Source organism: Streptomyces sp. RLA123, from assembly GCF_056270165.1.
In genome coordinates this window covers 6879373-6904994 of record NZ_JBWDOR010000003.1, presented here as the reverse complement: position 1 = coordinate 6904994, position 25622 = coordinate 6879373, and the positions used below count along the sequence as shown (strand labels likewise).

Genomic DNA, 25622 nt, shown 5'->3' with positions numbered 1-25622 from the left:
TCCGGGTGCCCGGGATCCAGGGGGTCCCCGGGACATCGCGGCCGCCCGACCGGTTCGGGCGCCATGAGCCCTCCGGCCGGTGCCCGCACCGCCCGCGCCGCGTCCGCGGCACTCCCGGTCCCCGAAAGAACGGTGCCACCCGATGATCCCGTACGCCTGCCACGACGAGGGCCGCCTGATGCTCACGCACGGCCGCATCGTCCTGCGCGAACAGCTCCCCCGGGAGGCGGCCCGGCTCGCCGACGGCAAACCGGCCGGCCTGTCGTGGATCGACGGCGGCCCCGGCGAGGGCACCATCATCGCCGCGGGGATGATCACGATCGCGGCCGCCGCCGGGGTGTACGCGCCCGGGTGGGGACTGTTCGTGATCCAGCGGTCCGAGGACGGTCTCGCCCTCGGCGGCATAGGTTTCCACGGCCCGCCGTCGGTCGACGACAGGGTCGTCGAGATCGGCTACGACCTCTCGGAGTCGGCGCGCGGAGCCGGCTGGGCCACCGACGCCGTCCGCGTCATCTCGCACTGGGCGCTGACCCGCGCCGACGTACGCACGGTGCTCGCCACGACCGACCCGGGAAACCGGCGCTCACAACGCGTGCTGGAGCGGGCCGGGTTCGGCCGGGTCGCCGACCGCGACGCACAGCGGGCATACGAACTGCGACTGCGCGCCGCCTGAGACGCCGTCCACACCATCCCGCACCGGGGTCGCCGATCCCTGGCCGCCGCCCGCCTCGACCCCGCCGCCCCGCACCTGCTCGCCTGCTCCGCCCCAGCCGCCGCGCGACCTGGAGGCTCGCCGCCCGCCACGTCGGCGGCGCGGTGGAACTCCCCGACAGGACGGGCCGGCCACCGCGCCCTGCCGGGCCGGACCGCCCGCGGCGCGGCCCCGCACGCACGGCACCGCCCTGCGTCCCCGGTCGCGGCCGAGGCCGCCGCGTCCGCGGGCGGCGGACCCGGGCCGCACGCCGCTGCCCCCCGCCCTCCGCCGCACGGGCGGGTCAGCAGCCGCAGTCGCCCGCGCCGACGGGAGCGGTGAGCGGGTCGGCGGGCCGCCGTTCGCCGCCCGTCGCCGTCTCGTAGGCGTAGCCCTCGCGGATCCAGTACTCCACGCCGCCGAGCATCTCCTTGACCCGGTAGCCGAGCCCGGCCAGCGCGAGCGCCGCGCGCGTGGCGCCGTTGCAGCCGGGACCCCAGCAGTGGACGACGACGGGGACGGCCGGGTCGAGGAGGGCGGCCGCCCCGAGCGGGATCCGCGCGGTCGGCAGGTGGACGGCGCCGGGGATGTGCCCCTGTGCCCAGGCCTCTGCCGAGCGGGAGTCGACCAGCGCGAAGCCGGGGTCGCCGCCGGGGGCTGCCAGGGCGGCGGCGACATCGGCGACATCGGCGTGGAAGGCGAGGCTCGCGGCGAAATAGGCGGCGGCGTCGGCGGGCGCGGCGGGCGGTACCCGCAGCACGGGGTTGTCGCCGGCGGTGCCGTCAGGTGCCGCGGAAGGTGCGGAGGTCTGTGTCATGGTCAGGAATCTACGGTCGGGAGACCCCGCCAGGAAGGCGTGTTCCCCGGCACCGCGCGTGTCCTGCCGGGGAATCCCCTGCTAGACACCGCTCATGACCGTGGAATCCCTTGACGCGACCGACTGGCGCATTCTGGACGCCCTGCAGCGCGACGGCCGGGCCAGCTACGCGGAGCTCGCCAGGGCGGTGGCGATGTCGGCCAGTGCCGTGACGGAGCGCGTGCGCCGGCTGGAGGAGGCCGGGGTGATCACCGGCTACTCCGCTGTGGTCGACCTCGACCGGATCGGCCGCCCGATCCTCGCCTTCGTCCGGCTGCGCTATCCGCACGGCAACTACAAACCGTTCCACGACCTGCTGGCCTCGACGCCCGAGGTACTGGAGGCGCACCACGTCACGGGCGACGACTGCTTCATCCTGAAGGTCACCGCCCGCTCGATGCGTCACCTGGAGGAGATCACCGGCCGTGTCTCAGGGCTCGGTTCGGTGACGACGAGCGTCGTCTACTCCTCACCGCTCGCCCGCCGCGCGGTGGCGCAGGGATGAGCCGCCCTGCCCCTTGACCACCTGCAGTTGCGCGGGAATGCGCTGCCGCAGGTCCGCGACATGGCTGACGATGCCGACCGCGCGGTCCCGCTCGCGCAGCCCGTCGAGCACGTCCAGCACCTCGTCGAGGGTCTGCTCGTCGAGGCTGCCGAATCCCTCGTCGATGAAAAGGGTGTCCAGCCGGGCCCCGCCCGCCTCGTCCGTCACGACATCGGCGAGGCCGAGCGCCAGGGCGAGGGAGGCGAAGAAGGTCTCGCCGCCGGACAGGGTGGCGGTGTCGCGTTCAGTGCCCGTCCAGGCGTCGACGGCCATCAGGCCGAGGCCCGACTTGACGCCCCGCGAGGCGCGGGCGTCGGTGTGCACGAGGGTGTACCGGCCGGAGGACATCCGCTGGAGGCGCAGGCTCGCCGCGGCCGCCACCTGCTCCAGACGGGCCGCGAGCACATAGGTCTCCAGCTCCATCCGCAGCGTGTTCTCCCCGGCGCCGGTCGCCAGATCGGCCATGCGGCGCAGCCGCGCGTACCCGGCGCGGGCGGGCGCCAGTTCGCGGGTACGGGTCAGTGCCTCGGCGCCGAGCCGGTCGAGGGCGGCGCAGGTCGTGCGGGCCGCGTCCTGACGGGCCGCGGCGCCGCGCAGCCCGTGTGTGGCGTCCTCGACGGCGCGCCGGGCGCCCTCGGGGTCCGCGGGCGGCATCCCGGCCGCCTCCGCGACGTCCAGCGCGGTCAGTTCCGCGGTGACGGCGGCCTCCTCGCGGCGGCGCTCCTCCGCGCGCTGCCGCAGCCGCTGCACCTCGGCCGGGGGCAGCAGCGCCGCGGCGGCGGCCTCGGGGGTGTCGAACCCGGCGCGGTAGGCGGCGTCGGCGAGGTCCGCGTCGGCGTCCTTGAGCGCGCGGGCGGTGTCCTGCTCGGCGCGGGCGGCCCCGGCCGCGGCACCGATCCGCTCGGCCTGCGCCGCGAGACGGGCACGGCGTTCGGCGACGGTGGCGCATTCACCCCGGGCGCGTGCCAGTTGCCCGACCAGCGCGGCGTGCTCCTGGTCCAGCACCTCGCGGCGGGAGGTGACGGAGGCGACACGGCTCTCGGCCTCGTGCCGCAGCCGCGTACGCCGGCTGTGCTCCGCGACGGCCCGGTCGAGGGCCTGCCGGGCCTCGGGCAGCCCCGCGGCCTCGGCGGACGCCTCGCGGCAGGCGCGCTCCAGTGCCGCGTGGGAGGCGGCGAGTTCGGCCTCGGGTGTCCCTCCCGCCTCGGTGACGGCGGCGTCGCGCGCCGCGGCGATCCGGGCGACCTGGGCCTGGGCGCTCTCGCGGGCGGCTGCGGCGTCCTGCTGGGCGGCCTGGGCGGCCTCCTCCTCGGCGCGGCCGACCTGCCGGTCCGAGGGCCGGGCCGGGTGCGGGTGCTCGGTCGCGCCGCAGACCAGGCAGCCCTGGCCGTCGCGGAGCCGGGCCGCGAGCTCGGCGGCGATGCCGTTGATACGGGCCTCGCGGACGTCCTGCCAGTGGTCGCGGGCATCGGCGGCGGCGTCCCGAGCCGTGCGGAGCCGCTCCTCGGCTCCGCGCAACTCCCGCTCCCGGGCGTCGCGTTCACGGGCCGCCGTCAGCCGGCGGCGGGAGGACTCGAGGGTGCCCGCGAGCTCGGCGGCACGGGTGGTGGCGGCCTGGGCGGTGTCGACGCGGCGCTCGTGGCCGAGCCGCACGCCCTCCCAGTCCTCCAGCCAGGCGCCGGTGTCGGCGATCAGCTGCTCGTCGGCACCGCTCTCGCGCTCCAGCCGGGCGCGCTCGGCGACGAGTCCTGTCGCGCGGTGCTCGGCGCGGCCCGCTTCGGCGAGGCCGCCCAGCTCCTCGCGCAGCCCGTTCCCGTACGCGGTGAGCTGGTCGGCGCCGGCGCCGGCGAGCCCCGCGGGGAGGTCCACGCGGGCGGCGCGCTCCTCCTCGGCCGCGCGGCGGTGCCGGGCGGCGGCGCGGTCCCGCAGTTCCAGCGCGGGCCCGACGGCCTCGGCGCGCCGGGCGGTCTCCAGGACCGCCTCCTCGCGGTCGCGCAGCCCACTCTGCCCGGCCAGGGCCGCGGCGCGGCGGCCCGCCGCTTCGTGCCGCCGCTGGAGCGCGTGCAGTTCGTGCACGGCCTCGGCCGCGCGCTGGGCCTCGGCGTGCGTCGTCTCGGCCGCGGAGGTGGCGAGGTCGGCGACGGCGGCCTGCTCGCGGGCCGCCGACCGCAGGACCGCCGCCCACTGCAGCACGTGCGGGGCGAAGTCGGGGTGCCCCGCGTCGGCGCCCTCGGGCAGCCAGGCCTCCAGGCGTTCGGAGCCGTCCCCGGCGGCCTGCTGCATTCCATGGGCGAGCCGCAGCAACTCGTCGTCGCCGGCCCGCACCCGCGACTGGGCGGCGTTGCGCTGCGCCTTGAGCCATTCCTCGGCCGCCTTGAAGCGCCGGGTGTCGAAGAGCTTCCCGAGCAGGGCGGCACGGTCGGTGGCGGTGGCCCGCAGGAAGGTCGCGAACTCGCCCTGCGGCAGCAGCACGACCTGGCAGAACTGCTCACGGCTCATGCCGATCAGCCGCAGCAGTTCCTCCCCCGCCTCCTGGTGGGATTTGCTGAGCGCCCGCCACTGCCCCGCCGACTGCTCGCGCAGCAGCGTGACGGCCTTCTCCATGGTGTTGCCGCTGCCGCGCTTCTTCGGGCGCGGCTGCTCGGGGCGGCGGGTGACCTCCAGCCGCCGGCCGCCGACGGTGAGGTCGAGGACGACCTCGGTCGGTGTGCCGGGACCCGCGTGGTCGCTGCGGAGGCGGTTGCCCGGCCGGCTGCCGGGGACGCCGCCGTACAGGGCGTAGCAGACGCCGTCCAGCACGGAGGTCTTGCCCGCGCCGGTCGCGCCGTGCAGGAGGAACAGCCCGGCCGAGGACAGCTCGTCGAAGTCGACGGTGTGGCTGCCGGCGAAGGGGCCGAAGGCGGTGAGGGTCAGGCGGTGCAGACGCATCAGTCGGTCTCCGCGCGGGCTGCGTCGGTGCGGACCGCGTCCAGGGCGTCACGCAGGACGGCCCGTTCCGCGGTGTCGGGGGCGGTGCCGCGTACGTGGGCCACGAAGTCCTCGGCGATCTGGCGGTCGGTACGGCCGCGCAGGCGCTCGGCGTACGAGGCGAGCGGGTCCTCGTCCGCGCGCTCGGGCTCGAAGGCGAGCGCGAGCGCGTGCGGGAAGCGCTCACGCAGCCGCGCCATCGCGTCGTGCGGGCGGTACGGGTCGGTCAGGGTGACCTCCACCCAGGCGTCCTCGTGGCGCGCGAGGGCGGGGTCGGCCAGCAGGTCGTCGATACGGCCCCGCAGACGGGCCAGGCGCCGCGGCACCGGGCAGTCGATCCGCTCGGCCGCCACGGAGCCGCCGGGACCGAGGTCCACCAGCCACATGCTCTTGCGGTGGTCGGCCTCGGAGAAGGAGTAGGCCAGCGGGGAGCCGGAGTAGCGCACGCGCTCGGTGATCGTCTGGGAGCCGTGCAGATGACCGAGGGCGACGTAGTCGACGCCGTCGAAGACCCCGCAGGGCACGGCGGCGACGCCGCCGACGGTGATGTCGCGTTCGCTGTCGCTGGGCGCCCCGCCCGCGACGAAGGCGTGCGCCAGGACCACGGAGCGGGTGCCGGCGGGACGGGCGGCGAGATCGGCGCGCACGCGCTCCATGGCGGCCGACAGCACCTCGGTGTGCCCGGCGCGCTCCACGGCGAACTCCTCGCGCACCAGCGCGGGTTCGAGGTAGGGCAGCCCGTACAGCGCGACCGGCCCGTGCGCGTCGGCGAGGACGACGGGGGTGGCGCAGCCCGCGGGATCGGTCCGCAGGTGGATGCCCGCGCGGTCGATGAGCCCGGAGGCGACGCCGAGCCGGCGGCCCGAGTCATGGTTGCCGGAGATCATCACCGTCGGCACGCCCAGGGCCGCGAGCCGGTGCAGGGTGCGGTCGAAGAGCTCGACGGCGGGCAGCGACGGCAGCGCCCGGTCGTACACGTCCCCCGCGACGAGGACGGCGTCGACGCCCTCCGCGCGCACGGTGGCCACGAGATGGTCGACGAACGCGGCCTGGGCGTCCAGCAGTCCGACCCGGTGGAAGGACCGCCCCAGGTGCCAGTCGGAGGTGTGCAGCAGCCTCACCGCGGCTCTCCCGCCCGCATGTTCCGCTCCTCCGGCTCTCGTTCTGCCCGTACCACGCATTCCGCAGGGGACCCGGTGTCCCCACCCTTCCCATGCGCTTCGGAGATCAGGCTATCCGCCGCCTGTGACAACGCGTCGCGGGAGTCCGAATCCGGGCAAGACCGGTCAAGGGGCATCCGCGGAGGCAGGCGCGGCCCGTACGATGACCGCCATGACGGCGAGCGACCCCGACAGACCCCTCGTCCCCCTTGTCGACGGCCGGTTCGAGTTGCTGGAACGCCTCGGCGGCGGGGGTATGGGCCTTGTGTGGCGGGCCCGGGACACCGCGCTGCACCGCGAGGTCGCGCTGAAGGAAGTCCGGCCGCCGGACGCGGACTTGGCGGAGAGCGACCCCGGGGCGGCGGCGAGACTGCGGGAGCGTGTGCTGCGCGAGGCCCGCTCGCTGGCCCGGGTGCACCACCCCAATGTCGTTACGATCCACCACATCGTGGACACAACGGACCTTCCGCACCCATGGCTGGTCATGGAGCTGGTCACCGGCGGCACCTTCCAGGACCTCCTCTCCCGGGGCCCGCTGGCGCCGCGCGAGGCGGCCCGCATCGGGCGCGGCGTCCTCGCCGGATTGCGCGCCGCCCACGCGGTCGGGGTCCAGCACCGCGACGTGAAGCCGGCGAACGTACTGCTGCGGCCCGACGGCACCCCGGTGCTCACGGACTTCGGCATCGCCACGCTGGGCGACGCGCCGCGGCTCACCACCACCGGCGGCCTCATCGGCTCCCCCGAGTACATCGCCCCCGAGAGGATCCGCGGCCAGGAGGGTGATCCCGCGTCCGACCTGTGGTCGCTCGGCATGATGCTGTACGTCGCCGTGGAGGGCACCCATCCGCTGCGCCGCGAGACCAGCATCGCCACGCTCGTCGCGATCCTCGACGAGCCCCTCCGGCCGGCGGCGCGTTCCGGGCCCCTCGCCCCGGTGCTCGACGCGCTGCTCGTACGGGACCCGGGCGCGCGGCCCGACGCGGGGAGCCTCGACCGGATGCTCGCGGAGGCCGAAGCCGAGCACGTCGGGGCACCCGCGCCCCTCCAGTTCCCGGCCCAGGACCCGGCCCCGCCCACGGACGCGGTGCCCGCCGGCTTCGGGCCGCCCCCGGCCACCTACCGGCCGCGCCGGGCCGCCACCCCTTCCCGGCGCCGCGGACGCGCCGTCGTCGGGGCCTGCGCCATCGCGGCGGTCGGCCTCGCGGGCGTCCTGCTCTGGAACCTCCTGCCGGGCCTGCACGACGCCGGCGCGCACGCCTCCGGGAAGCACTCCACCGCGTCCCCCGGCGCACCCTCCGGGTCGGCATCGTCCCCGGAGGCGCCGTCCGCAGGACTGCTCAGTGTGTCGGGCGGACGCTCCATGGCGGGCGTCGTACGGGGGGTCTCGGGCGGCACCGAGGTACTGAAGCTCACCCTGTACCCGGACTTCGCGACCTTCGACGCCCCCACGAAGTCCGACAAGACCATCTACGACGGCTCGCTCTACCGCGACGGCTCGACCGGCCACTGGGGGGCCGACGGCACCATCGACCCCGACGACGCCCTGATCGACCTCGACTCCGTCAATTGGGACGCCCTGCCCGCCCTGATGAAGCGGGCCGAGAAGGACTGCGGAGTGGCGCACCCGGAGTATCTGTACCTGATCGTCGCATCGGGCCTCATCGAGCACGACCGCTACATGTCCCTCTACCGCACGGACGACCACCGCACCTGCTACGTCCAGGCCACGCTTCAGGGCAAGGTCACCCGCGTCATGAAACCTTGATCTCCCGGACGGCGGTACGACGGCGTGTGGAGGTGCCCCGCGGCACCGCGCGCACCACCGTGGGCAGCGTGAACGTACTGACACCCGCGGCCGGCACCGTCGTGATGGCCACCGCCATCATCAGCGTGGGGTTCGGGCTGACCGGCCACCAGGCGCTGTCCGTCGCGGTACTCGCGCTCGCCGGCGTGCTGTGGACAGCGCTCGCGGCGGCCTTCGCGGTACGGCTCGTCCACTGCCCGGAGCGGTGGCGCCGGGAAGCGCTGACGCCTGCCGCGCTGACGGGGGTCGCGGCCACCTGCATCCTGGGCACCTGCCTGTCGCAACAGGGCCTGCAGGCCGCCGCGGCCGCCTCGCTCGTCCTGTCCGCCGCCTTGTGGGCACCGCTGCTCGTGCCGGTGCTGCGGGGCCGGGAGCACGGTCTGCCGGGGGTCGTGTTCCTGGTCTGCGTGGCCACGGAGGCACTGGCCGTGGGCGCCGCCACCCTGGCCCTGGCGCGCCGGATCGGCTGGCTGTGCTGGCCCGCGCTGGCGTTCCTGGTGCTGGGCGGCGTTCTCTACGGCGTGGCGCTCGGGCGCTTCGACCGGCACCAGATCCGTACCGGCGCCGGTGACCACTGGATCGCGGGCGGGGCCCTGTCGATCACCGCGCTCGCCTGTGACCGGCTGACGGTCGCCGCCGACCCGGACGGCCCACTCGGCTGGGCCCCGGCCCTGCACGCCCCGCTGCGCTCCGCCACCATCGCCCTCCTGGCCGCCGCGCTGCTGTGGCTGCCCGTCCTGGTCTACGCCGAACTGCTCTGGCCCCGGCGGCGGTACGACATCCGCCGCTGGGCCACCGTCTTCCCCCTCGGCATGACCGGTGTGACCAGCCTGTCGGCCGCCGCGCCGACCGGCCTCCCCGGGCTCGGTGTTCTCGGGCACGTGCTGCTGTGGGCGGCGGTGGCGACCTGGGCCCTGGCGGCGGCAGGCGCGGTCCGCTCGGCGCGGAGGGATGACGCGACGAGATAATCCACATGACACTCATTTCTGTCATCTCAGTCGGTACTGATATCGTCATCACCGTGCCCCACGACGCCCAGCTGATATTCGCCGACCACGTCGGCCGCTTCTACGCACGCCAGTACGGCTTCCCCCCGATGGCCGGGCGCCTGCTGGGCTACCTGTTCGTCTGCGACCCCGAGCAGCAGACGATCGACGAACTGAGCGACGCGCTCCTGGCGAGCCGCAGCGCGATCACCGGTGCCGTCAAGCTGCTCGAGACCTACCTGATGGCACATCGCACCCGCACCGCCGGCGAGCGGGTGGACCGCGTGGGGATCAACCCGGCGAGTCAGCAACCGCAGAACTTCGACTCGGCGATCCACCGGGAACACGCCGCCCTCTTCCGGGAGGGACTGGCGCTGCTCACCGACGCCCCTCCCGAACGCCGCGCACCGCTCCAGGAGATGGTCGCGCTCGCCGACTTCCTCGGCGAGCGCCTGCCCCTGCTCCTGGACGAGTGGCACACGCACCGCGACGCCCTCCGGGCCGCCGGGGCCCTGCCCGCACCGGACCAAAACCGAGGAGAGACCTCCCCATGACGGACTACCTTCCCACCGGGCTCCGCGCCCTCGCCGACGCCGGCGACAGCGACGCGATCGATCAGGTGCTCGAACTGTGCGTCGAGCACGGCGACATGGATCTGCTCCGCCGCTTCGCCGACGCCGGCAACAGCGACGCCACCGACCAGCTCATCGAACTCGCCACCGAACAAGGTGACATGAACGAACTCCGCCGCCTCGCCGACACCGGCAACAGCGACGCCACCGACCAGCTCATCGAACTCGCCACCGAACAAGGCGACATGAACGAACTCCGCCGCCTCGCCGACACCGGGAACGCCACCGCCGCCGAGCAGCTGAGCGAGCTCACAGCCGAATGAGACCGCGGGCGCGGCGTGTGCCGCCGCCGCGGAGGACGTATACCGGTGGCCGCGGACGTGCCGAAACCGCCACCCTGGCGGCATGACCGTCTTCCATCTGGTGCAGCACGCCGAGAAGGAACACCTGCCCGGTGACCCGGGGTTGACCGAGGCAGGGCGTCGACAGGCCGCGAGGACGGCCGACCGGCTGCGGCCGGCCGGTGTGCGCGAACTTCAGCAGTCCCCTGCGCCGGGCTCGCGAGACCGCCGCGTTCATCGCGTCCCGGACGGGACTGCCCGTCCAGGAGGACGCCCGCTTGCGCGAGCGCATCAACCTGGACACATCCCAGACCGCGGAGGACTTCCTGAGGGACTGGGCCGCCTCGGTGCGGGACCGCGATTTCCTTCCCGCGTCCGGCGACTCCTCCCGTGCCGCAGCCGATCGCCTGCGCGCCTGCCTGCTCGACCTGGCCGGAGCGCCCGGCCCTGTCGCGCTCGTCACGCACGGCGGGGTCACCGTGGACCTGCTGCGCACGTTGACCGGTGACAACGCGGTGCCGGCCGTATTGATGCGCGACGGCGTCCCGTCCTGCGCGATCACCACGCTCGACGGCCTGTCCGTCGTGGACGTCGCCTCGACCGGGCACTTGGCCGCACTCTAAAGGTCCACGTACGCGCTGCCCGAGACCTCCATCCCGGCCGAGCCGGCGGAGGCGTCGGCGAGCCAGGCGCGGAACGACGAGAGTTCCTCCTCCGGCACACCGAGCTCGATGCGGACGTCGGCCGCGTAGGCCACCCCGCGCACGGCGCGGCCGGCGGCGCGCAGGTCGTTCTCGATGCGGCCGGCACGCTGGTGGTCGACGACGACCGTGACCAGCGCGAGCTTCTGCCGCTCGACGGTGCCGAGCTCGTCCAGCGCCGCGGAGACCGCGCCCCCGTACGCCCGCACCAGGCCGCCCGCCCCGAGCTGGATCCCGCCGTAGTAGCGGGTGACGACGGCGACGACGTCGCGGATCTCACGGCGCAGCAGGACCTGGAGCATGGGCGTGCCCGCGGTGCCGCCGGGCTCGCCGTCGTCGCTTGCCCTGTGCACGCGGCCCTCGGCGCCGATGACGTACGCGTAGCAGTTGTGGCTGGCACCGGCATGCTCGCGGCGGACGCGGGCGATGAACTCCTGTGCCGCCGCCTCACTCGCCACGGGCGCCAGGGCGCACAGGAAGCGCGATCGTTTGATCTCGCTCTCGTGGACGCCCGCGCGCCCGATCGTCAGATACCGCTCCACCACCCCGCCACCCTACGGGAATGGCCGGGAGGGCCCTCTGGTTGACTGCTGCGGAGAGTCATCGCAGGCCCGTGGGAGGACGACGTGCACGAAGACGAAGCGGCGGTACGCGAGCTGCTGACCGGTCTCGGGGACACCTGGGCCGTGGTCGGGCTGTCCAACAACACCTCGCGCGCCGCCTATGGCGTCGCCCGGGTGCTGCAGCGCTTCGGCAAGCGTGTGGTGCCCGTGCACCCGAAGGCCGAGACGGTGCACGGGGAGCAGGGCTACGCCTCGCTGGCGGACATCCCCTTCCCGGTCGACGTCGTGGACGTCTTCGTCAATTCCGACCTGGCCGGCGCGGTGGCGGACGAGGCCGTCGCGATCGGCGCCAAGGGCGTCTGGTTCCAGCTGGACGTGATCGACGACGCGGCGTACGCGCGCACCGAGGACGCGGGCCTGGTCATGGTCATGGACCGCTGCCCGGCGATCGAGATCCCCCGCCTCGGATGACCGGGAACGCCGTCGTACGCCCCGCACATCCCGAGGACGCCGCCGAGCTGGTGCGGCTGCGCCGGCTGATGTTCCTGGCCATGAGCGGCCGGGACGAGCCGGGGGCGTGGGAGGCGGCCGCCGAGAAGCAGGCGCGGGAGCAGCTCGCCGGCGGCGCCGGGAGTGAGCTCGGGGCGTTCGTGGTCGACGGCGACCCCGGCAGCGGCGCGCCGCACCTGGCGGCGTGCGCCGTGGGGCGGCTCGAGCAGCGACTGGCCGCGCCCTCCCACCCCGACGGGCGCTTCGGCTTCGTCTTCAATGTCTGCACCGATCCCCGCTACCGGGGCCTGGGCCACGCCCGGGCGACCACGGGGGCGCTGCTCGCGTGGTTCGCCGAGCGGGGCGTCACCCGGGTCGACCTGCACGCAACGCCCGATGCCGAGGCCCTGTACCGCAGCCTCGGCTTCGCCGAGCACTCGATACCGCTGTCGCTGGACCTCAGCCGGCCGCGGGTTCCGCGATGAGCGCCGTCCCCACCCGCCGGAAACCGATGCGGCCGTAGATACGGGCCACGTCCTCGTCGCCCGCCGACAGGAACACTGTGCCCAGTCCCCGCGCCCGGGCGTGCTCCACCAGCACGGAGGTCACCGCGAGCGCGAGGCCGCGGCGGCGGGCGCTGGGCAGCGTGCCGACGGCGACGATCTCGCACACCTCACCGACCGGGTTGTACTGCCCCGCGCACAGCGCGGTCGTACCGGCCACGGCCGCCGCGTGGACGGTGAGGCCGTCCTTGACCCGGGCCTCGGCCGCCGCGAGGGCGGCCGGGGCGGCGTGCAGCACCCTGACGATGTCCAGCTCGGACGTCCCGGCCGCACCGATCGAGGTGCCGGGATGCGCGAACGCCAGGTGCGGCACCGTGATGGCGCTCGGGAACGCCGGGTCGCCGGGCGCCAGTACACGCACGTCCACGCCGACCACGGGCGCGGGAACGGCTCCGGCCGCCGCGGGGTCGAGCACCATCAGCGGGTGTGCGTGCACTTGGAGGCCCGAGGCCTCCGCCGCTTCCCGCAGGCCGGGCGTCGTCTCCGCCACCCACTCGAAGCACTCCGGTACGCCGAGACCCCGCTGCCGCTCCCGTACCCGGTCCACGTCCGCGCGGCCGACGCGCCCGTCCACGCCGAGCGTCGGCCGGGCGTAGTACGGCCAGCCGAGTCCCTCACGGACGAAGAGGGTCAGCGGGCCGAAGTCCTCGGCGTGGGCGGCCGCCCGCGGCACCGCGTCGTAGTAGCGCTCCAGACGCGCCAGCACCTCGGTCACGCCGTGACGCCCAGTCCCTCGACGACCTGCACGCCGGGCAGCTCCGCCAGCGCCTTGCCCGGCAGGAGCAGCTTGCCGCGGCGCCTGCCGCTGCCGATGATCACGTACGGGGTGTCCGTGACCGCCGCGTCCACCAGCAGCGGCCACGCCGCGGGCAGCCCGATGGGGGTGATGCCGCCGTACTCCATGCCGCTCTCGCCGACCGCGGTGTCCATCGGCGCGAACGAGGCCTTCCGCACGCCGAGATGACGCCGGACGAAGCCGTTCACATCGGCCCGGGTGGTCGCGAGGACCACGCACGCGGCCAGCGTGACGTCCTGGCCGCGCTTGCCGGCCACGACCACGCAGTTGGCCGACTGGTCCATACCGACGCCGTAGGCCTCGGCGAAGACCGCCGTGTCCGCCTTCTCGGGGTCGGTGTCGACGAGGAGCACCTCCTCGGCGGATACCTCCCCGTGCCAGGCCGTGAGTGCCGCGGCCACGGGCCCGGGCAGCAGGTCGAGCCGCTCGACGGCGGGGTGAACGTCGGTGAAGGTGCCGATGGGTGCGCGCATGTCCAGCACGCTAACAAACGTGCCGAGTTGACCGCGTCACCGATCCGCAGGACGGACGGCCCCCGCCGGCCCCGCCCCCGGCCCGGAGCGGTCGCCGCCCGGCGTCACCCCTCCGGTTCGAGCTCGACGAGCGCGGCCAGCGCCGCGAGTTGCTGGTGCGTCGCGCCCGCGGGCACGGGCACCGGGGCGGGCGTCCGCAGCGGGGGTTCCCAGCCGCGTTCGGGGTCCCAGCGCCGCACGACGCGCGCCGGGGCGCCTGCCACCACCGAGTGGTCGGGGACCTCGCCCCGGACGATGGCGCCCGCCGCGACCACCACGTTCCGCCCGATCCTGGCTCCCGGCAGGATCACCGCGCCCGCACCCAGCCAGCTTCCGGAGCCGATCTCGACCGGCGCGGAGCGCGGCCACTGCCGCCCGATGGGCTCGTGCGGGTCGTCGTAGGAGTGATTGTCGCTGGTGACGTAGACGTACGGGCCGCAGTAGACGTCGTTGCCGAACACCACCGGCCGGGAGGCGATGACATGGCTCCCGCGCCCGAGTACGACGCCGTTGCCGAGCCGGACGACGGGTTCGGGGCCGAGGTCGAGACCGGGCATCATGCCGGCGGTGAGGGTGACCTGTTCGCCGATGATGCAGTAGTCGCCGAGGTGGATCCAGCGCTCGCCGAAGATCGTGCCCTGCGGGAACGCCAGCCGGGTCCCGGTGCCGATGCGGCCGAAGCGCAGCGGCCCGGGGCGCTCGGCGGACACCGCGCCCGCGCCCTGCACCCATCGCCAGCCCCGGTGCACCAGGCGGGAGGTGGCACGGCGGCGCCAGGCCCCCAGCGGGGAGAACACGTTCTCGTTTGTCGGCACCCGCTCACCGTACCGAGGGCCGTCGTGCGCGGCCGGTCGATCAGGTGTGATGTGTGCCGCGTTCGGACCAGGCGACGGCGAGCCGTGCGGCCAGGCGCACATTGCCGCGCACCGCGGCGAGGTTGGCCTCCAGACTGGCCCCCTCGGTGCCCTCGACGAGCCGGCCGAGGAGGAAGGGCGTGACGGCCTGGCCGGTCACGCCCTCGTCCTCGGCGGCGGCCAGTGCCTGCCTCAGCACGCGGTCGTGGAGCTCCGGGTCGAGCTGCTCCCGCTCGGGCACCGGGTTGGCGACGACGATCGCGGCGGGCGGTCCGCACAGTTCGTCCTGGGCGGCCATGACCGCCGCGACCTCCTCGGGCGTGCTGACCGTCCAGTCGACCGGCTGCCCGGAACCGCTCAGGTAGAAGCCGGGGAATTCCCCGGTCCCGTAGCCCACGACGGTGACGCCGAGGGTCTCCAGGCGTTGCAGGGTGGCGGCGACGTCGAGGATGGACTTGACCCCGGCGCAGACGACGGTGATCCGCGTCTCGGCGAGCAGCCGCAGGTCGGCCGACTCGTCCTGCTCATGGGTCCAGCCGCGGTGCACCCCGCCGAGCCCGCCGGTGGCGAAGAAGCGCAGGCCGGCGCGGGCGGCGAGGAACGCCGTGGCGGAGACGGTGGTGGCCCCGCTGGCACCGGTGGCGAGGGCGACGGGCAGATCGCGGTGGCCGAGCTTGCGCATCCGCTCGTCGTGGGCGACGCGCTCCAGCTCCTTGTCCTCCAGGCCGACGCGCGGCACGCCGTCGAGGACGGCGACGGTCGCCGGTACGGCTCCGGCGTCCCGGACGGCGGCCTCCAGCTCCCGGGCGACCTGGAGGTTGCGGGGGCGGGGCAGCCCGTGGGAGATGATCGTCGACTCCAGGGCGACGACGGGGGCACCCGACTCCAGCGCGGCGATCACATCATCGGAGAACTTCAGCACGCTGTAGGCGCTACCCGCCCCGCGATCACCGCAATCGCGGGGCTACGGTGATCTCCATGACGGAGAGAGCCCTGATCGCCGCCGTGGGCGGGCACACACCCCGGGTGGACCCGGACGCCTTCGCCGCGCCGACCTCGGTGGTGCTGGGTGAGGTGACGATGGCGGCGGGCGCCAGCGCCTGGTACCACGCGGTGCTCCGCGGCGACTGCGCGCCGATCAGCCTCGGCGAGGGCAGCAATGTGCAGGACAACGCGACGGTCCACGCCGACCCGGGCTTCCCCGCGGTGATCGGCGCGGGCGTCACGATCGGCCACAACGCGGTGGTGCACGGCTGCGTCGTGGAGGACCACGTACTGGTCGGCATGGGCGCGACGGTGCTCAACGGCGCGCACATCGGCACCGGTTCGCTGGTGGCCGCGGGCGCCCTCGTACCGCAGGGGATGCGCGTACCTCCGGGTTCGCTGGTGGCCGGGGTCCCCGCCAAGGTGCGGCGCGAACTGACGGCCGAGGAGCGGGAGATGATCCGGCTGAACGCGGAGCACTATGTGCAGTTGGCCGGTGCGCACCGTGCCGCTTTCGCAGAGGGCGCGGGGGGCGCGGCGGACACCGCGGGCTGAGCCCCCCGCCTCAGTCGGCCGTCGCGGCGACCGTCTCCTCTTCGGGTTCGGGCTCCAGGGCGGCCGCGGCTGCCTTGGCCCGGCGGCGTACGACGAGGAAGGACGCGAGGCCGATCAGCACGGCCGCGCCCAGGCCGACCCAGGAGAAGCGCTTGAGCCAGGGCTCGGCGACGATGCCCACGTAGTAGATGACGGCAGTCGTGCCGCCCGCCCAGACGACGCCGCCGAGGACGTTCGCGACGAGGAACTTCCAGTACGGCATGCGCAGCACACCGGACAGCGGCCCGGCGAAGATCCGCAGCAGTGCGACGAAGCGCCCGAAGAACACCGCCCACATGCCCCAGCGCTCGAAGGACGCCTCGGCGGTCGCGATGTGGCCGGGGGAGAAGTGCTTGGGGAAGCGCCGGCCGAGCCGGTCCATCAGCGGACGTCCGCCGCGGCGGCCGATCGCGTAGCCGATGGAGTCGCCCACGATCGCCCCGGCGGTGGCGCAGATGCCGACCACCCACGGGTTGACGTGCCCCTGAGACGCGAGCAGTGAGGCGCTCACGAGGATGATCTCGCCGGGCAGGGGTATGCCCAGGCTCTCCACACCGATCACAAGGCCCACCAGCAGATAGATGCTGACGGGCGGGATCGTCCCGAGCCACTCCTGGACGTGCAAGGCCGCTTCCTTCCCCTGGGGCGGTCGGGTACCGGTCGGTGCTCGGTGCGCCGGGCGCGCACGTCGTTGCAGCGTATCCGACGTACGGCCCGGCGCGGCGCGGGTCACCGCGGGGTGAGCCCCCGGAGGGCTGCCGGCACGCCCGCCGTCCGCCTCCGCGACACCCGTACGGCAGCACCACGGCGCCGTGCGTCCCGCGGTGGCACGGCGAACCCGGCACCGCCGTGCACGGCTCCGATGTCCCGGATGGGTAACTATGCCCACTGCCATGTCGGCATATGACGTGTACACCCCTACGGTCGATCCATGCCGAACAGCGGAAACGCCCAAAACGCCGAAGGACGCTACGACTTGAGGCGAGGGGCGGCCTCCTACGCGCCGATCATCGGGGCGTTCGGAGCGCTGTCCCTGCCCACCGTGACGGTCCTGTTCACCGCCAGGAGACCCCCCGGGCAGGACACCCTGATCGCGATGGCCTGCGGGCTCCTGGTGGTCGCCATGATCGCGAGCCTGACCGGTTCGATCGCGCTCGCCGCGATCGGGGCCGAGCGCGACCAGACGGCCAACCTGCCGGCTGCCGTCATGTTCGCGGCCGTCCCGGTCGTGATCTCCCTGCTCTCGATCCTGGCGTCCTTCCAGGCGCTCGCAGCGGTGTACCTGCCGCACGAGAAGACGCTGTTCGCCATCACCACGGGCATCGGCGGACTCGCCGGTACGTACTTCACCTCGTTCGCCATCGGCGACAGCTGGCAGTCCGGACCACGTGACCCCGCGGTGAGGCAGGGCTGGCGGGCCACACAGTGGATCAAGGGCAAGGACGACGCCTACCGGAAGGCGAACCTGGTCGCGATCACGAGCGCGACACCCGCCGCCGCCGGCATCGTCCTCTACTGTCTGGGACTCCACTTCGAGATCGATTCCACCGGCGTCAACTGGCTCGTGGCTTGCAGCCTCGTCCTGGCCGTGGTGGGGACGTTCCTCGGGGTCCAGAGGACCATGCACGCGATGGAGGACTCGAAGCAGCGGGGGATCCGCTCCTGGGAGGCATATCCGATCTCCGCGACCATGGGGCTCTACACCTTGGCCGTGCTCGTCTGCCTGCCGTGACGAACGAACCGCGGCGGTCCCGCACCTCCGCCCCTCGCCGGGGACGGCCCCGGCGGGAGGGATGAAGGGCCGCCACGCGCGGATCGGCGTCAGGAGTTGGGGCGCAAAGTCCACACGATCGACATCTCGCCCGTCACGGCGCCGTCCTCGCGCCGGATGGCGACGGCGACCGGGAACTCGGGGCGCTCGCCCTTGTCGAGTTCGGCGACGACCTCGGCGGCGGGGCGGCCGAGTTCGGCGGTGGCGGTGACCGGGCCCATGGCGAGCTTCTTGTACGAGATCTCGGCGCGGACGGCGAGGGGCACCGCGCGGGAGAGCTGGTCGGCGAAGGCGGCGAGCACGATGGCACCGCTCGCCGACTCGGCGAGGGTGAACATGGCGCCGGCGTGGGGGCCGCCGACGTGGTTGTGGTAGTCGGCCTGGTCGGGGAGACGGAGCACCGCGCGCTCGGCGGTGGTCTCCAGGTACTCGAGGTTCAGGGTGCGCACCATGGGCACGGTGGCCGTCAGAAGCTCGGCGATCTGAGGCTGGTTCTCGGACATGGCCGAATGTTACCAGCTGGTAATGACGGGATCCATGGATCCGTGAGGCGCCAGCCCCTAGTGTTTCGAGCCATGTGGCCAGGAGAACAGCAGCCCGGGGGACAGCAGTATCCGCAGCAACCCGGGGGACATCCGCAGCAGCCCCCGCAGCAGTTCCCGTCGCCGTACGCACCGCAGCAGCACCCGGCCTACCAGCCGCCGCCCCCGCCGTGGGGCGCGCAGACGATGCCCGGCGGGCCCGGGGCGCCGAAGCCGCCCGGCAACCGGCGGGGCGTGGCCGTCGCGGTGTCCGTGGTCGCCGCGGCCGCCGTCGCCGCGGCCGGTGTGCTGATCGCCGTGAAACTCACCGGCGACGACTCCGGCGGCCCCGAGGCCGGCCCCTCCGCGAGCGGCAACCCGACAGCCTCGGCGAGCCCGCCAGACGCGGCGTCCTCCGCCCCCGCGGCCCCCTCCTCCCCCGCGTCCGCCGGCGCCTCCGACGACGGCCCCGGCGCCGACGACGCGCGCGGCAACCCCGGCGACAGCGCGATCAAGCCCGTGGTCGCCGGGTGGCAGACCGTCGTCCGCGGCGACATGGGCGTCGCCTACGACGTCCCCAGGAACTGGACCGTGAAGTCGGCGGGCCTGCTGATCGGATACGAGTGGGACAAGAACCGCATCGTCACCGGCGGCGCCGCCACGCTCGGCGAGGACTGGTGCGGCACCGACCAGCGCGGCCTGGCCGGGGTGAAGGGCGGCAAGGGCGCCAAGAGCCTGCAGTCCGAGGCCGCCAACGAGGCCTACAACTGGGCGTACGCCAAGTACAACCAGGAGGGCGGGACCAAGCTGACGCAGTCCGCGACCCGCGCGTACAAGAACGGCCAGGGGGTCGGCGGCTGGATCTCCAGCACCCGCGCGACCGGCATGAAGGGCACGTGCGCGGCCGACGGCACCGCCTACAGCTTCACCTTCCTCGGCAAGGACAAGGAGGTCCGCTCCTGGATCCTGGTCGTGGACGGATTCAAGGGGGCTCCGGACGCCGGGACCGTCGCCAAGGTGCGCGACAGCGTCCGCCTGATCGGCTGACCGCCGATCGCCGGCGGTCGGCGGAGGCGTCGGTGCCGGCGGTCGTGCGCAAATGGTTTGGCAGACGGTGGCCCGGGCGCCCATAGTCCCCGGGTGACCACCACAGCCTCCCGTCTTCCCCTCCCCCGCTTCCCCGACTGGGCCGGGCGCAACTTCCGGTTGCTGGCCGCGGCCGCCTTCGTGACCAACCTCGGGACCTCCGGCGCCGTGGTCGCCTCGGCCTTCGCCGTGCTGCGGGCGGGCGGCGACGGCACGGACGTCGGCCTGGTCGCGGCGGCACGCACGGTGCCGCTGGTGGTCTTCCTGCTCATCGGCGGCGCGGTCGCGGACCGGCTGCCCCGGCACCGCGTCATGGTCGCCGCGAACTGCCTGAACGCGGTCTCCCAGGGCGTGTTCGCCCTCCTGGTGATCTCCGGGGACGCCCGGATCTGGCACATGGCGGCCCTGTCCGCCCTGGGCGGCACCGGCACCGCGTTCTTCGCGCCCGCGAACGAGGGCATGCTGCTGTCCACCGTCGACGGCGCCCACGCCGGCCGCGCCTTCGCCGTCTTCCGGCTCGGGGTGAACGGGGCCACCGTCGGCGGCGCCGCGCTCGCGGGGGCGCTCATCGCGCTCGTGGGGCCGGGGTGGGTCATGGCCGTGGACGCGGCCTGCTTCGCGTTCGCCGCGTCGCTGCGCGCGCTGCTGCGGGTGACGCGGACGGCGGCCGCGGCAGCGCCCGGCGGCGGCCTCCTGCGCGATCTGCACGACGGATGGCGGGAGTTCGCGTCCCGGCGCTGGCTGTGGGGCATCGTCGTGCAGTTCTCGGTCGTCAACGCGGTCATGGTCGCCTCCGAGGCGGTCTACGGCCCCCTGGTCTCGCAGGACCGGCTCGGCGGCGCGGGCCCCTGGGGCGCGGCACTGGCCGCGTTCGGCGTGGGGAACATCGCGGGCGGCTTCCTCATGCTGCGCTGGCGTCCGCAGCGCATCCTGCTCGCGGGCACGCTGTGCGTCTTCCCGTTCGCCCTGCCCGCCGTGGCGCTCGCGCTGGTCCTGCCGGTGCCGCTGCTGGCGGCGACGATGCTCGTGGCCGGGCTCTCCGTCGAGGTCTTCGGCGTGACGTGGATGCTGGCGCTGCGCCAGGAGATCCCGGAGGACAAGCTGTCCCGGGTCGCCGCCTACGACTGGTTCGGGTCGGTGTCCATGGTCCCCCTCGGCACCGCGCTCGCGGGACCCGCGGCCGGCGCGTTCGGGCTGACCGGTGCCCTGTGGGGATGCGCGGGGCTCGCCGTTCTCCTCACCGGCGCCGTCCTGCTCGCCCCCGAGGTGCGCAACCTGCGGCGCAAGGACACCACCGCCGAAGTGGCCGCCGGCGGACCCGCGCGCGTGGTTCAGCCCACCCCGAACGTCCCCCCGGGCGGCTCGGGAGAGGGCACCGCGTCCTTGTCGTGAACGGGACGCGCCCGGCGGAGGAAGACCGCGAGGGCGTCACCGTGGACGACCCGGGCCGGGAAGGCGTCCGCCACGGTGCGCCGGGTGAGCCGGTCGACGGGCAACGGCCGCCGGGAAGCGGCGAGCACGGTGTTGCCGAAGCGGCGGCCCCGCAGCACGCCGGGCTCCGCGATCAGGCAGACCTCGCCGAACAGGGCGCGCAGACCGGCGATCTGGGGCCGCAGGAAGTCGAAGGGCGCGGAGTCGGCGAGATTCGCCAGGTAGACGCCGTCCGGGCGCAGCACGCGCGCCGCCTCGGTGAGGAACTCGTACGACGTGAGGTGCGCGGGCACCCGCGAGCCGCCGAAGACATCGGCGACCACGACGTCCGCCGAGGCGTCCGGCGCCGCCTCCAGCCAGCCGCGGGCGTCCTCCGCGGCCACGGTCAGCCCGTCGCCGCCCGCCGGCAACGGCAGCCATCGGGCGACCAGTTCGGCGAGCGCCCGGTCGGCCTCGACCACGCGCTGGCGGGAGCCGGGCCGGGTCGCTGCGGTATAGCGCGGCAGCGTGAGGGCGCCGCCCCCGAGGTGGACGACGTCCAGCGGCTGCCCGGCGGGGGCCGACTCGTCCAGGACGTACGCCAGGCGCCGGGTGTACTCGAACTCCAGATACGTCGGGTCGTCGAGGTCGACGTACGACTGCGGGGCCCCGTCGACGGTCAGCAGCCAGCCGGCGGGCCGGTCCACGTCGGGCAGCAGTTTCGCCGCGCCGAAGTCCACGGCCTCGCTCACCGGGATGCGTGCGTCGTCGTCCTCCATCCGGCCATTGTCCCAGCGCGGAACGGCACCGTACCCCGGGGGGCGGAAGGGGCCAGGGCCGGACCCGGGCCCCTTCGTCTCTGTCGGTCGAGCGGCGCGGTGACGGTGCCCGCGCCGACCGTGCGCCCGCCCTCGCGGATGGCGAAGCCGAGACCGGCCTCCAGCGGCACCGCCCGGCCCAGCTCGACCGTCATCTCCGCCCGCGCCCCGGGGAGCGCGATCCCGGCGCCGCCGAGGTCCACGTCACCGACGACGTCCGCCGTCCGCCGTCCGCACGGAGAACCGGGGGCGGTAGCCGGTCGTGATCCCCGGCGCCGCCCGCCCTCGGCGGCCGGCAGCAGGTAGACCCCGGCGCGGAACCGGCGGCTGGGCGTGACGCTCCCTCACGTCACGTCACGTCACACCGCGTGCCGCGCCAGTATGTAGGCGCGGCGGGATTCGGCCTCGTGCGGGTAGTGCGTCCGCTCCAGGACCGCCCGCACGGTGAATCCGCTGTCCTCCATGGCCGCGCGGACGTCCGCGGCGGCGAGGAAACGGAAGTCCACGTCGACCTCGTGGCCCCACCACTGCGCCATGTGCCGGGTCTCGGCGCCGAGATGGAAGGCGACGAGCAGCGGCGCGGCGGGCCGCATCACGCGCCGCATCTCGGCGAAGGCGGGCCGCAGTTCGTCCGGAGCGAGGTGGATCACGCTGTAGAGCGCGACGGCGGCGCCGAACTCGCCGTCGGCGGCGGGCAGACGGCGGAGGTCGCCCACCCGGAACTCGGCGCCGGGGTGGTCGGCGCGGGCGAGCTCGACCATCCGCGGCGACAGGTCGACCCCCACCGCCCGCACGCCCCGCCCGGCGAGCCAGCCGGTCACATGGCCCGGACCGCAGCCCAGGTCGGCGACGGGCGCGCCGTCGGCCGTCTCCTCGACGAGGGCCGTCAGCAGGGCGCGATCGAGCGGCTTGTGCGCGAGTTCGCCACCGATACGCGTCCGGTACTCCCCCGCCACGGCGTCGTAGCTGCGGCGCACACGATCCTGGTCGTGCTCTCCGGCGCTGGGCATGCGCCCAGCATGGCAGTCACAAGCGCTTGGTGGCCTCGCGCACCGAAAGCGGCGACAGCCGGTCGGCCGCCGACACGAAGAACTCCCGTACGGCGTCCGGGTCGGTGCGGGCGTACTCGCGCAGTGCCCAGCCGATCGCCTTGCGGACGAAGAAGTCGCGATGTCCGGACTGGAGCATGCAGGAGCGGAACAGCCGCTCGGCATCGGTGCCGTCCTTGTACGCGAGCCGGTGCAGGAGCGCGGTGCGCACGATCCACGAGTCGTCGTCGGTGATCCACGCGTCCATGACCGCCACCAGTGCGGGATCGGCGGCGACCAGGGGCCCGACCACATGCGCCGCGAGCAGGTCGACCGTGTCCCACCACGGCTCGGTCGCCACGAGGTGCCGGGCCGTGCCGAGGAAGGCGGACGAGCACCGCCCGATGTGGCGTCGCAGGAAGTCGACCGCGAAGTAGCGGTACTCCCGCTCCGGCAGTGCCCGGCAGCGCAGGGCCAGGGCCGCGCAGTCGTCCTCGCCGGGGCGGGGCGTGCCCGCCAGGACCTCCCGGGACAGCACCCGCCGGGCAGGAGTGGCGATGCCGAGAAAGGGGAAGGCTCCGCGCATGTAAGCCGCCGCGGAGGCGGCCCGGTCCGGGTCGGCCGCCGCGGCGTACACCGTGGTCAGGCGGGCAGCACCAGATCGGCGAGAGTGCTGTCCGGTACGACCGGGACATGGGATGTCATACGCGCACCGTACGCGGGACCACTGACGGTCTCCGGACGGACATCCTCCTGGGCTAGGCTCGCGGGATGTCCGACGCCCCTGCCCTGTCCGGTTCCCGCTCACGCCTGCGCGTGTGGCCATGGGCCCGACTGGCGCTGCTCGTCGCGCTCCTCGTGGGCGCCGGGGTCTGCGTGGTGTTCTGGGAACCGCAGCGGTTCCTCGCCGACGGCTGGCCCCAGCAGTTCACCGGGTTCGCGGCGATCGTGCTGTTCACGGCCGGCTACGGCATCTGCGCCACGGCCTTCGTCCCCCGCCCGCTGCTGAGCATGGGCGCCGGCGCGCTCTTCGGTTCGCTGTGGGGACTGACCGCGGCCATCGGCGGCACGGTGATCTCCGCGGCGATCTGCTTCGTCCTGGGCCGCGTCCTGGGCCGGGACGCCCTGCGCCCGCTGCTGCGGGGCCGCGTACTGCGCTCCGCAGACCGGCAGTTGAGCCGGCACGGCTTCCGCACGATGCTCCTGATGCGGCTCTTCCCCGGCATCCCCTTCGCGGCGGCCAACTATGCCGCGGCGGTGTCGGAGACGCGCATCATGCCGTATCTGATCGCAACGGCACTCGGCACGATCCCGAACACGGCCGCCTACGTCGTCGCGGGCAGCCGTGCCGCCACCCCCACCTCGCCGGTGTTCCTGCTGGCGATGGGCTTCCTGGCCGTGACGGGACTCGGGGCACTGGTCTTCACGGCCTGGGCGCGCCGCCGCAGGCGCCGCTGACCACGCGGGCCGGGCGCCCGCGACGCCCTCACGGGTCCTTTCAGTCGCACCAGAAGGCGTGCTCGGGCAGGCCCTCGTAGACCGGGGCCCGCAGAAACTCAGGACGGCCGAAGTTCTCGGCCTCACCCCGGTGGACCGCCACCCGCGAGTCAGGTCCTCGCCGCCATGTGTCGGCCACGCCTGCCACCAGCGGCACCGGATCAAGACCGTCGAGGCCCAGGCTCTGCACGGCGTCTCCGGACACCTCGACCCACCCCTCGACATGGGCGTGCGGCGGGGTCCACCGGTCGCTGCGGATCCCGAACGCGCCATCGGTGCCGATCATGAAGCTGAACGGAAGAGAGCAGCGCTGATCGCCCGCCGCGAACCACCAGCCATCCTCCGGCGTGCCGTCAGGAAGGTCCGCACCGAGCACATGAGGCCCGCCGTCGTCACAGGGCGCCGGTGGCGACATGAACCCGCCCCATCGCGCCTCGTACGCCACCGCCCGGTCGATGGCAACGGCGGGGATGCCGAGTGCGAGCCACTTCTCCCGGCACCGCTCCACGGGCAGCGGCTCGAGGCGGACGGCGTGGGTGCCGAGGAAGGCGGCCGCCGTCCGGCTCAGCCCGTCGGGCACATGGCTGACGTGGTGGTTCACACGCCGCAGCCCGAGCGGCGCGCCAGGGACCGGCGACGCCCGGCCCAGCGCCGTATCGCCCGCCGTCCGCCGCCGGCTGCCCGCCGCAGCCTCGGCCGGCACGACCGGCGCCTACGCCGGTCAGCCCTGGCGTGCGCCGGGCCAGTCGGCGTAGCGGATGCGGGAGATCTCCAGGATCTCGCCCGTCGTACTCCACTCGTCCTTGCCGAGGCGCGCGAGCGGGCGCAGCTTGCGGACGTCCGGACTGCCGTCGGCCATGACGGCCTCGGAGACCGCGGCGTGCACCACGCGGCCGAAGACCACCGTCGAGTCGCCGAGGGTCACCGTGCTGTGCAGCTCGCACTCCAGGGCCACCGGGGAGGCCGCCACGCGCGGCGGCTTGACCGCGTGGCTGGGCTCGCGGGCGATGCCGACCTCGTCGAACTCGCTGACGCCGCGCGGGAAGTCGGTCCCGGTCGCGTTGATCTGCTCGAAGAGGTGCTCCGGGGCGAGGTTGACCACGAACTGCCGGGTCTCCTCGATGTTGCGCAGGGAGTCCTTCCGGCCGACCGACGTGAACTGCACGACCGGCGGGCTGACGCACGCGACCGTGAAGAAGGAGTGCGGGGCGAGATTCGCCGTCCCCGACTCGCTCAGGGTCGACACCCACGCGATGGGCCGCGGCACGACCACGGAGGTCAGCAGCTTGTAGAACGGGGTGCGGCCCATGGCCTCGGGATCGAAGTCGATTCGCATGGGTGCCAGTATCCGCCTTCGGCGGGTGCGGATCACAACCGGCCTCCGCACCCCGGCCGGTCCGATGCGCACGTCGTGGGACGACGTACTCGTCCCACCGCGGGCCCGCCGCGGCAGTCGACCGCCGGGGGGGACCACAAGGCCGTGCGGGGCGGGCGTACGCCCGCCCCGCACGGCC

The 25622-nt window shown here is 74.3% G+C and carries 28 protein-coding genes and 2 pseudogenes; 14 read left to right on the top strand and 16 right to left on the bottom strand.

Features of this window, described 5'->3' with window-relative positions; all coding sequences use genetic code 11:
• Window positions 1–142 precede the first annotated feature (142 nt).
• Window positions 143–673 carry a GNAT family N-acetyltransferase gene (locus tag RV983_RS31650; protein ID WP_475989125.1) on the top strand — a complete coding sequence of 177 codons (531 nt, stop codon included), beginning with the start codon at window positions 143–145 and terminating at the stop codon, window positions 671–673.
• A gap of 322 nt (window positions 674–995) precedes the next feature.
• Here RV983_RS31650 and RV983_RS31645 read toward each other — a convergent pair whose 3' ends face one another.
• Window positions 996–1508 (bottom strand): rhodanese-like domain-containing protein, encoded by a 513-nt coding sequence (locus tag RV983_RS31645; protein ID WP_475989124.1) that lies wholly within the window; start codon window positions 1506–1508, stop codon window positions 996–998.
• 94 nt (window positions 1509–1602) lie between these two features.
• Here RV983_RS31645 and RV983_RS31640 point away from each other — a divergent pair, with 94 nt between their 5' ends.
• Window positions 1603–2052, top strand: coding sequence for an Lrp/AsnC family transcriptional regulator (locus RV983_RS31640; RefSeq protein ID WP_475989123.1), 450 nt, complete (start codon window positions 1603–1605; stop codon window positions 2050–2052).
• Here RV983_RS31640 and RV983_RS31635 read toward each other — a convergent pair.
• Together RV983_RS31635 and RV983_RS31630 are read right to left on the bottom strand one after the other, a co-directional pair.
• Window positions 2017–5019 (bottom strand): AAA family ATPase, encoded by a 3003-nt coding sequence (locus RV983_RS31635; protein ID WP_475989122.1) that lies wholly within the window; start codon window positions 5017–5019, stop codon window positions 2017–2019. The genes RV983_RS31640 and RV983_RS31635 overlap by 36 nt on opposite strands.
• On the bottom strand, window positions 5019–6179 hold the full coding sequence (locus tag RV983_RS31630) for an exonuclease SbcCD subunit D (RefSeq protein WP_475989121.1): 1161 nt from the start codon (window positions 6177–6179) through the stop codon (window positions 5019–5021). The genes RV983_RS31635 and RV983_RS31630 overlap by 1 nt, the downstream gene beginning before the upstream one ends.
• Before the next feature lie 211 nt (window positions 6180–6390).
• Between RV983_RS31630 and RV983_RS31625 the strand changes: the two genes are divergently transcribed.
• The 5 genes from RV983_RS31625 (at window position 6391) to RV983_RS31605 (ending at window position 10544) form a co-directional block, all read left to right on the top strand.
• Entirely contained in the window at window positions 6391–7983 is a 1593-nt protein-coding gene (locus RV983_RS31625; RefSeq protein ID WP_475989120.1) for a serine/threonine-protein kinase, read from the top strand.
• Between the two features lie 68 nt (window positions 7984–8051).
• Window positions 8052–8990, top strand: a complete 939-nt coding sequence (locus RV983_RS31620; RefSeq protein WP_475989119.1) for a tellurite resistance/C4-dicarboxylate transporter family protein — start codon at window positions 8052–8054, stop codon at window positions 8988–8990.
• Between the two features lie 53 nt (window positions 8991–9043).
• Window positions 9044–9562 (top strand): GbsR/MarR family transcriptional regulator, encoded by a 519-nt coding sequence (locus RV983_RS31615; RefSeq protein WP_475989118.1) that lies wholly within the window; start codon window positions 9044–9046, stop codon window positions 9560–9562.
• A complete protein-coding gene (locus RV983_RS31610; protein WP_475989117.1) occupies window positions 9559–9903 on the top strand; it encodes a hypothetical protein in 345 nt (114 codons plus the stop codon). Before RV983_RS31615 ends, RV983_RS31610 begins: the two co-directional genes overlap by 4 nt.
• A 200-nt stretch (window positions 9904–10103) precedes the next feature.
• Window positions 10104–10544, top strand: coding sequence for a histidine phosphatase family protein (locus RV983_RS31605; RefSeq protein ID WP_475989116.1), 441 nt, complete (start codon window positions 10104–10106; stop codon window positions 10542–10544).
• Here the strand turns inward: RV983_RS31605 and RV983_RS31600 are convergent.
• Window positions 10541–11167, bottom strand: coding sequence for a YigZ family protein (locus RV983_RS31600; protein ID WP_475989115.1), 627 nt, complete (start codon window positions 11165–11167; stop codon window positions 10541–10543). The two genes, RV983_RS31605 and RV983_RS31600, sit on opposite strands and share 4 nt — an antisense overlap.
• A gap of 81 nt (window positions 11168–11248) precedes the next feature.
• Between RV983_RS31600 and RV983_RS31595 the strand changes: the two genes are divergently transcribed.
• Window positions 11249–11656 (top strand): CoA-binding protein, encoded by a 408-nt coding sequence (locus RV983_RS31595; RefSeq protein ID WP_475989114.1) that lies wholly within the window; start codon window positions 11249–11251, stop codon window positions 11654–11656.
• Window positions 11653–12159: a GNAT family N-acetyltransferase gene (locus RV983_RS31590; RefSeq protein ID WP_475989113.1), complete on the top strand. Its 507-nt coding sequence runs from the start codon at window positions 11653–11655 to the stop codon at window positions 12157–12159. The genes RV983_RS31595 and RV983_RS31590 overlap by 4 nt, the downstream gene beginning before the upstream one ends.
• Here the strand turns inward: RV983_RS31590 and RV983_RS31585 are convergent.
• The 4 genes from RV983_RS31585 to RV983_RS31570 all read right to left on the bottom strand — a co-directional run bounded on the left by RV983_RS31585 (window position 12134) and on the right by RV983_RS31570 (window position 15321).
• Window positions 12134–12952: a GNAT family N-acetyltransferase gene (locus RV983_RS31585; RefSeq protein ID WP_475989112.1), complete on the bottom strand. Its 819-nt coding sequence runs from the start codon at window positions 12950–12952 to the stop codon at window positions 12134–12136. The two genes, RV983_RS31590 and RV983_RS31585, sit on opposite strands and share 26 nt — an antisense overlap.
• On the bottom strand, window positions 12949–13506 hold the full coding sequence (locus RV983_RS31580; RefSeq protein WP_475989111.1) for a YbaK/EbsC family protein: 558 nt from the start codon (window positions 13504–13506) through the stop codon (window positions 12949–12951). The genes RV983_RS31585 and RV983_RS31580 overlap by 4 nt, the downstream gene beginning before the upstream one ends.
• 104 nt (window positions 13507–13610) lie before the next feature.
• Entirely contained in the window at window positions 13611–14360 is a 750-nt protein-coding gene (locus tag RV983_RS31575; protein WP_475989110.1) for an acyltransferase, read from the bottom strand.
• A 40-nt stretch (window positions 14361–14400) separates the two neighbouring features.
• Complete coding sequence (locus RV983_RS31570) at window positions 14401–15321, bottom strand: pseudouridine-5'-phosphate glycosidase (protein ID WP_475989109.1); 921 nt, start codon at window positions 15319–15321, stop codon at window positions 14401–14403.
• A gap of 56 nt (window positions 15322–15377) precedes the next feature.
• Between RV983_RS31570 and RV983_RS31565 the strand changes: the two genes are divergently transcribed.
• Window positions 15378–15938 carry a gamma carbonic anhydrase family protein gene (locus tag RV983_RS31565; RefSeq protein ID WP_475989108.1) on the top strand — a complete coding sequence of 187 codons (561 nt, stop codon included), beginning with the start codon at window positions 15378–15380 and terminating at the stop codon, window positions 15936–15938.
• Window positions 15939–15948: 10 nt separating this feature from the next.
• On the opposite strand, the gene RV983_RS31560 is transcribed toward RV983_RS31565, so the two are convergent.
• The gene (locus RV983_RS31560) at window positions 15949–16602 is read right to left on the bottom strand and encodes a DedA family protein (protein ID WP_475989107.1); all 654 of its coding nucleotides are present in this window, start codon (window positions 16600–16602) and stop codon (window positions 15949–15951) included.
• 306 nt (window positions 16603–16908) lie between these two features.
• On the opposite strand from RV983_RS31560, the gene RV983_RS31555 reads away from it, so the two are divergent.
• The gene (locus RV983_RS31555) at window positions 16909–17709 is read left to right on the top strand and encodes a hypothetical protein (RefSeq protein WP_475989106.1); all 801 of its coding nucleotides are present in this window, start codon (window positions 16909–16911) and stop codon (window positions 17707–17709) included.
• Between the two features lie 89 nt (window positions 17710–17798).
• On the opposite strand, the gene RV983_RS31550 is transcribed toward RV983_RS31555, so the two are convergent.
• On the bottom strand, window positions 17799–18251 hold the full coding sequence (locus tag RV983_RS31550) for a DUF4442 domain-containing protein (protein WP_475989105.1): 453 nt from the start codon (window positions 18249–18251) through the stop codon (window positions 17799–17801).
• 72 nt (window positions 18252–18323) lie between these two features.
• On the opposite strand from RV983_RS31550, the gene RV983_RS31545 reads away from it, so the two are divergent.
• Window positions 18324–19316 carry a DUF8017 domain-containing protein gene (locus RV983_RS31545; RefSeq protein WP_475989104.1) on the top strand — a complete coding sequence of 331 codons (993 nt, stop codon included), beginning with the start codon at window positions 18324–18326 and terminating at the stop codon, window positions 19314–19316.
• A gap of 93 nt (window positions 19317–19409) precedes the next feature.
• Entirely contained in the window at window positions 19410–20747 is a 1338-nt protein-coding gene (locus RV983_RS31540; protein ID WP_475989103.1) for an MFS transporter, read from the top strand.
• On the opposite strand, the gene RV983_RS31535 is transcribed toward RV983_RS31540, so the two are convergent.
• The 4 genes and pseudogenes from RV983_RS31535 to RV983_RS31520 all read right to left on the bottom strand — a co-directional run bounded on the left by RV983_RS31535 (window position 20687) and on the right by RV983_RS31520 (window position 23316).
• Window positions 20687–21544 (bottom strand): spermidine synthase, encoded by an 858-nt coding sequence (locus RV983_RS31535; protein WP_475989102.1) that lies wholly within the window; start codon window positions 21542–21544, stop codon window positions 20687–20689. The two genes, RV983_RS31540 and RV983_RS31535, sit on opposite strands and share 61 nt — an antisense overlap.
• Window positions 21514–21912, bottom strand: a pseudogene (locus tag RV983_RS31530) (EF-Tu C-terminal domain-related protein); the annotation flags it as partial. The pseudogene RV983_RS31530 and the gene RV983_RS31535, both read right to left, overlap by 31 nt.
• A 30-nt stretch (window positions 21913–21942) precedes the next feature.
• The gene (locus tag RV983_RS31525; RefSeq protein WP_475989101.1) at window positions 21943–22593 is read right to left on the bottom strand and encodes a class I SAM-dependent methyltransferase; all 651 of its coding nucleotides are present in this window, start codon (window positions 22591–22593) and stop codon (window positions 21943–21945) included.
• A gap of 16 nt (window positions 22594–22609) precedes the next feature.
• Window positions 22610–23316: pseudogene (locus tag RV983_RS31520) on the bottom strand (DNA alkylation repair protein).
• Window positions 23317–23382: 66 nt separating this feature from the next.
• On the opposite strand from RV983_RS31520, the gene RV983_RS31515 reads away from it, so the two are divergent.
• A complete protein-coding gene (locus tag RV983_RS31515) occupies window positions 23383–24069 on the top strand; it encodes a TVP38/TMEM64 family protein (protein ID WP_475989100.1) in 687 nt (228 codons plus the stop codon).
• Between the two features lie 40 nt (window positions 24070–24109).
• Here RV983_RS31515 and RV983_RS31510 read toward each other — a convergent pair whose 3' ends face one another.
• Both RV983_RS31510 and RV983_RS31505 read right to left on the bottom strand, forming a co-directional pair.
• Entirely contained in the window at window positions 24110–24811 is a 702-nt protein-coding gene (locus RV983_RS31510) for a hypothetical protein (RefSeq protein ID WP_475989099.1), read from the bottom strand.
• 18 nt (window positions 24812–24829) lie between these two features.
• Window positions 24830–25444, bottom strand: a complete 615-nt coding sequence (locus tag RV983_RS31505) for a flavin reductase family protein (protein ID WP_475989098.1) — start codon at window positions 25442–25444, stop codon at window positions 24830–24832.
• Between the last annotated feature and the right edge of the window lie 178 nt (window positions 25445–25622).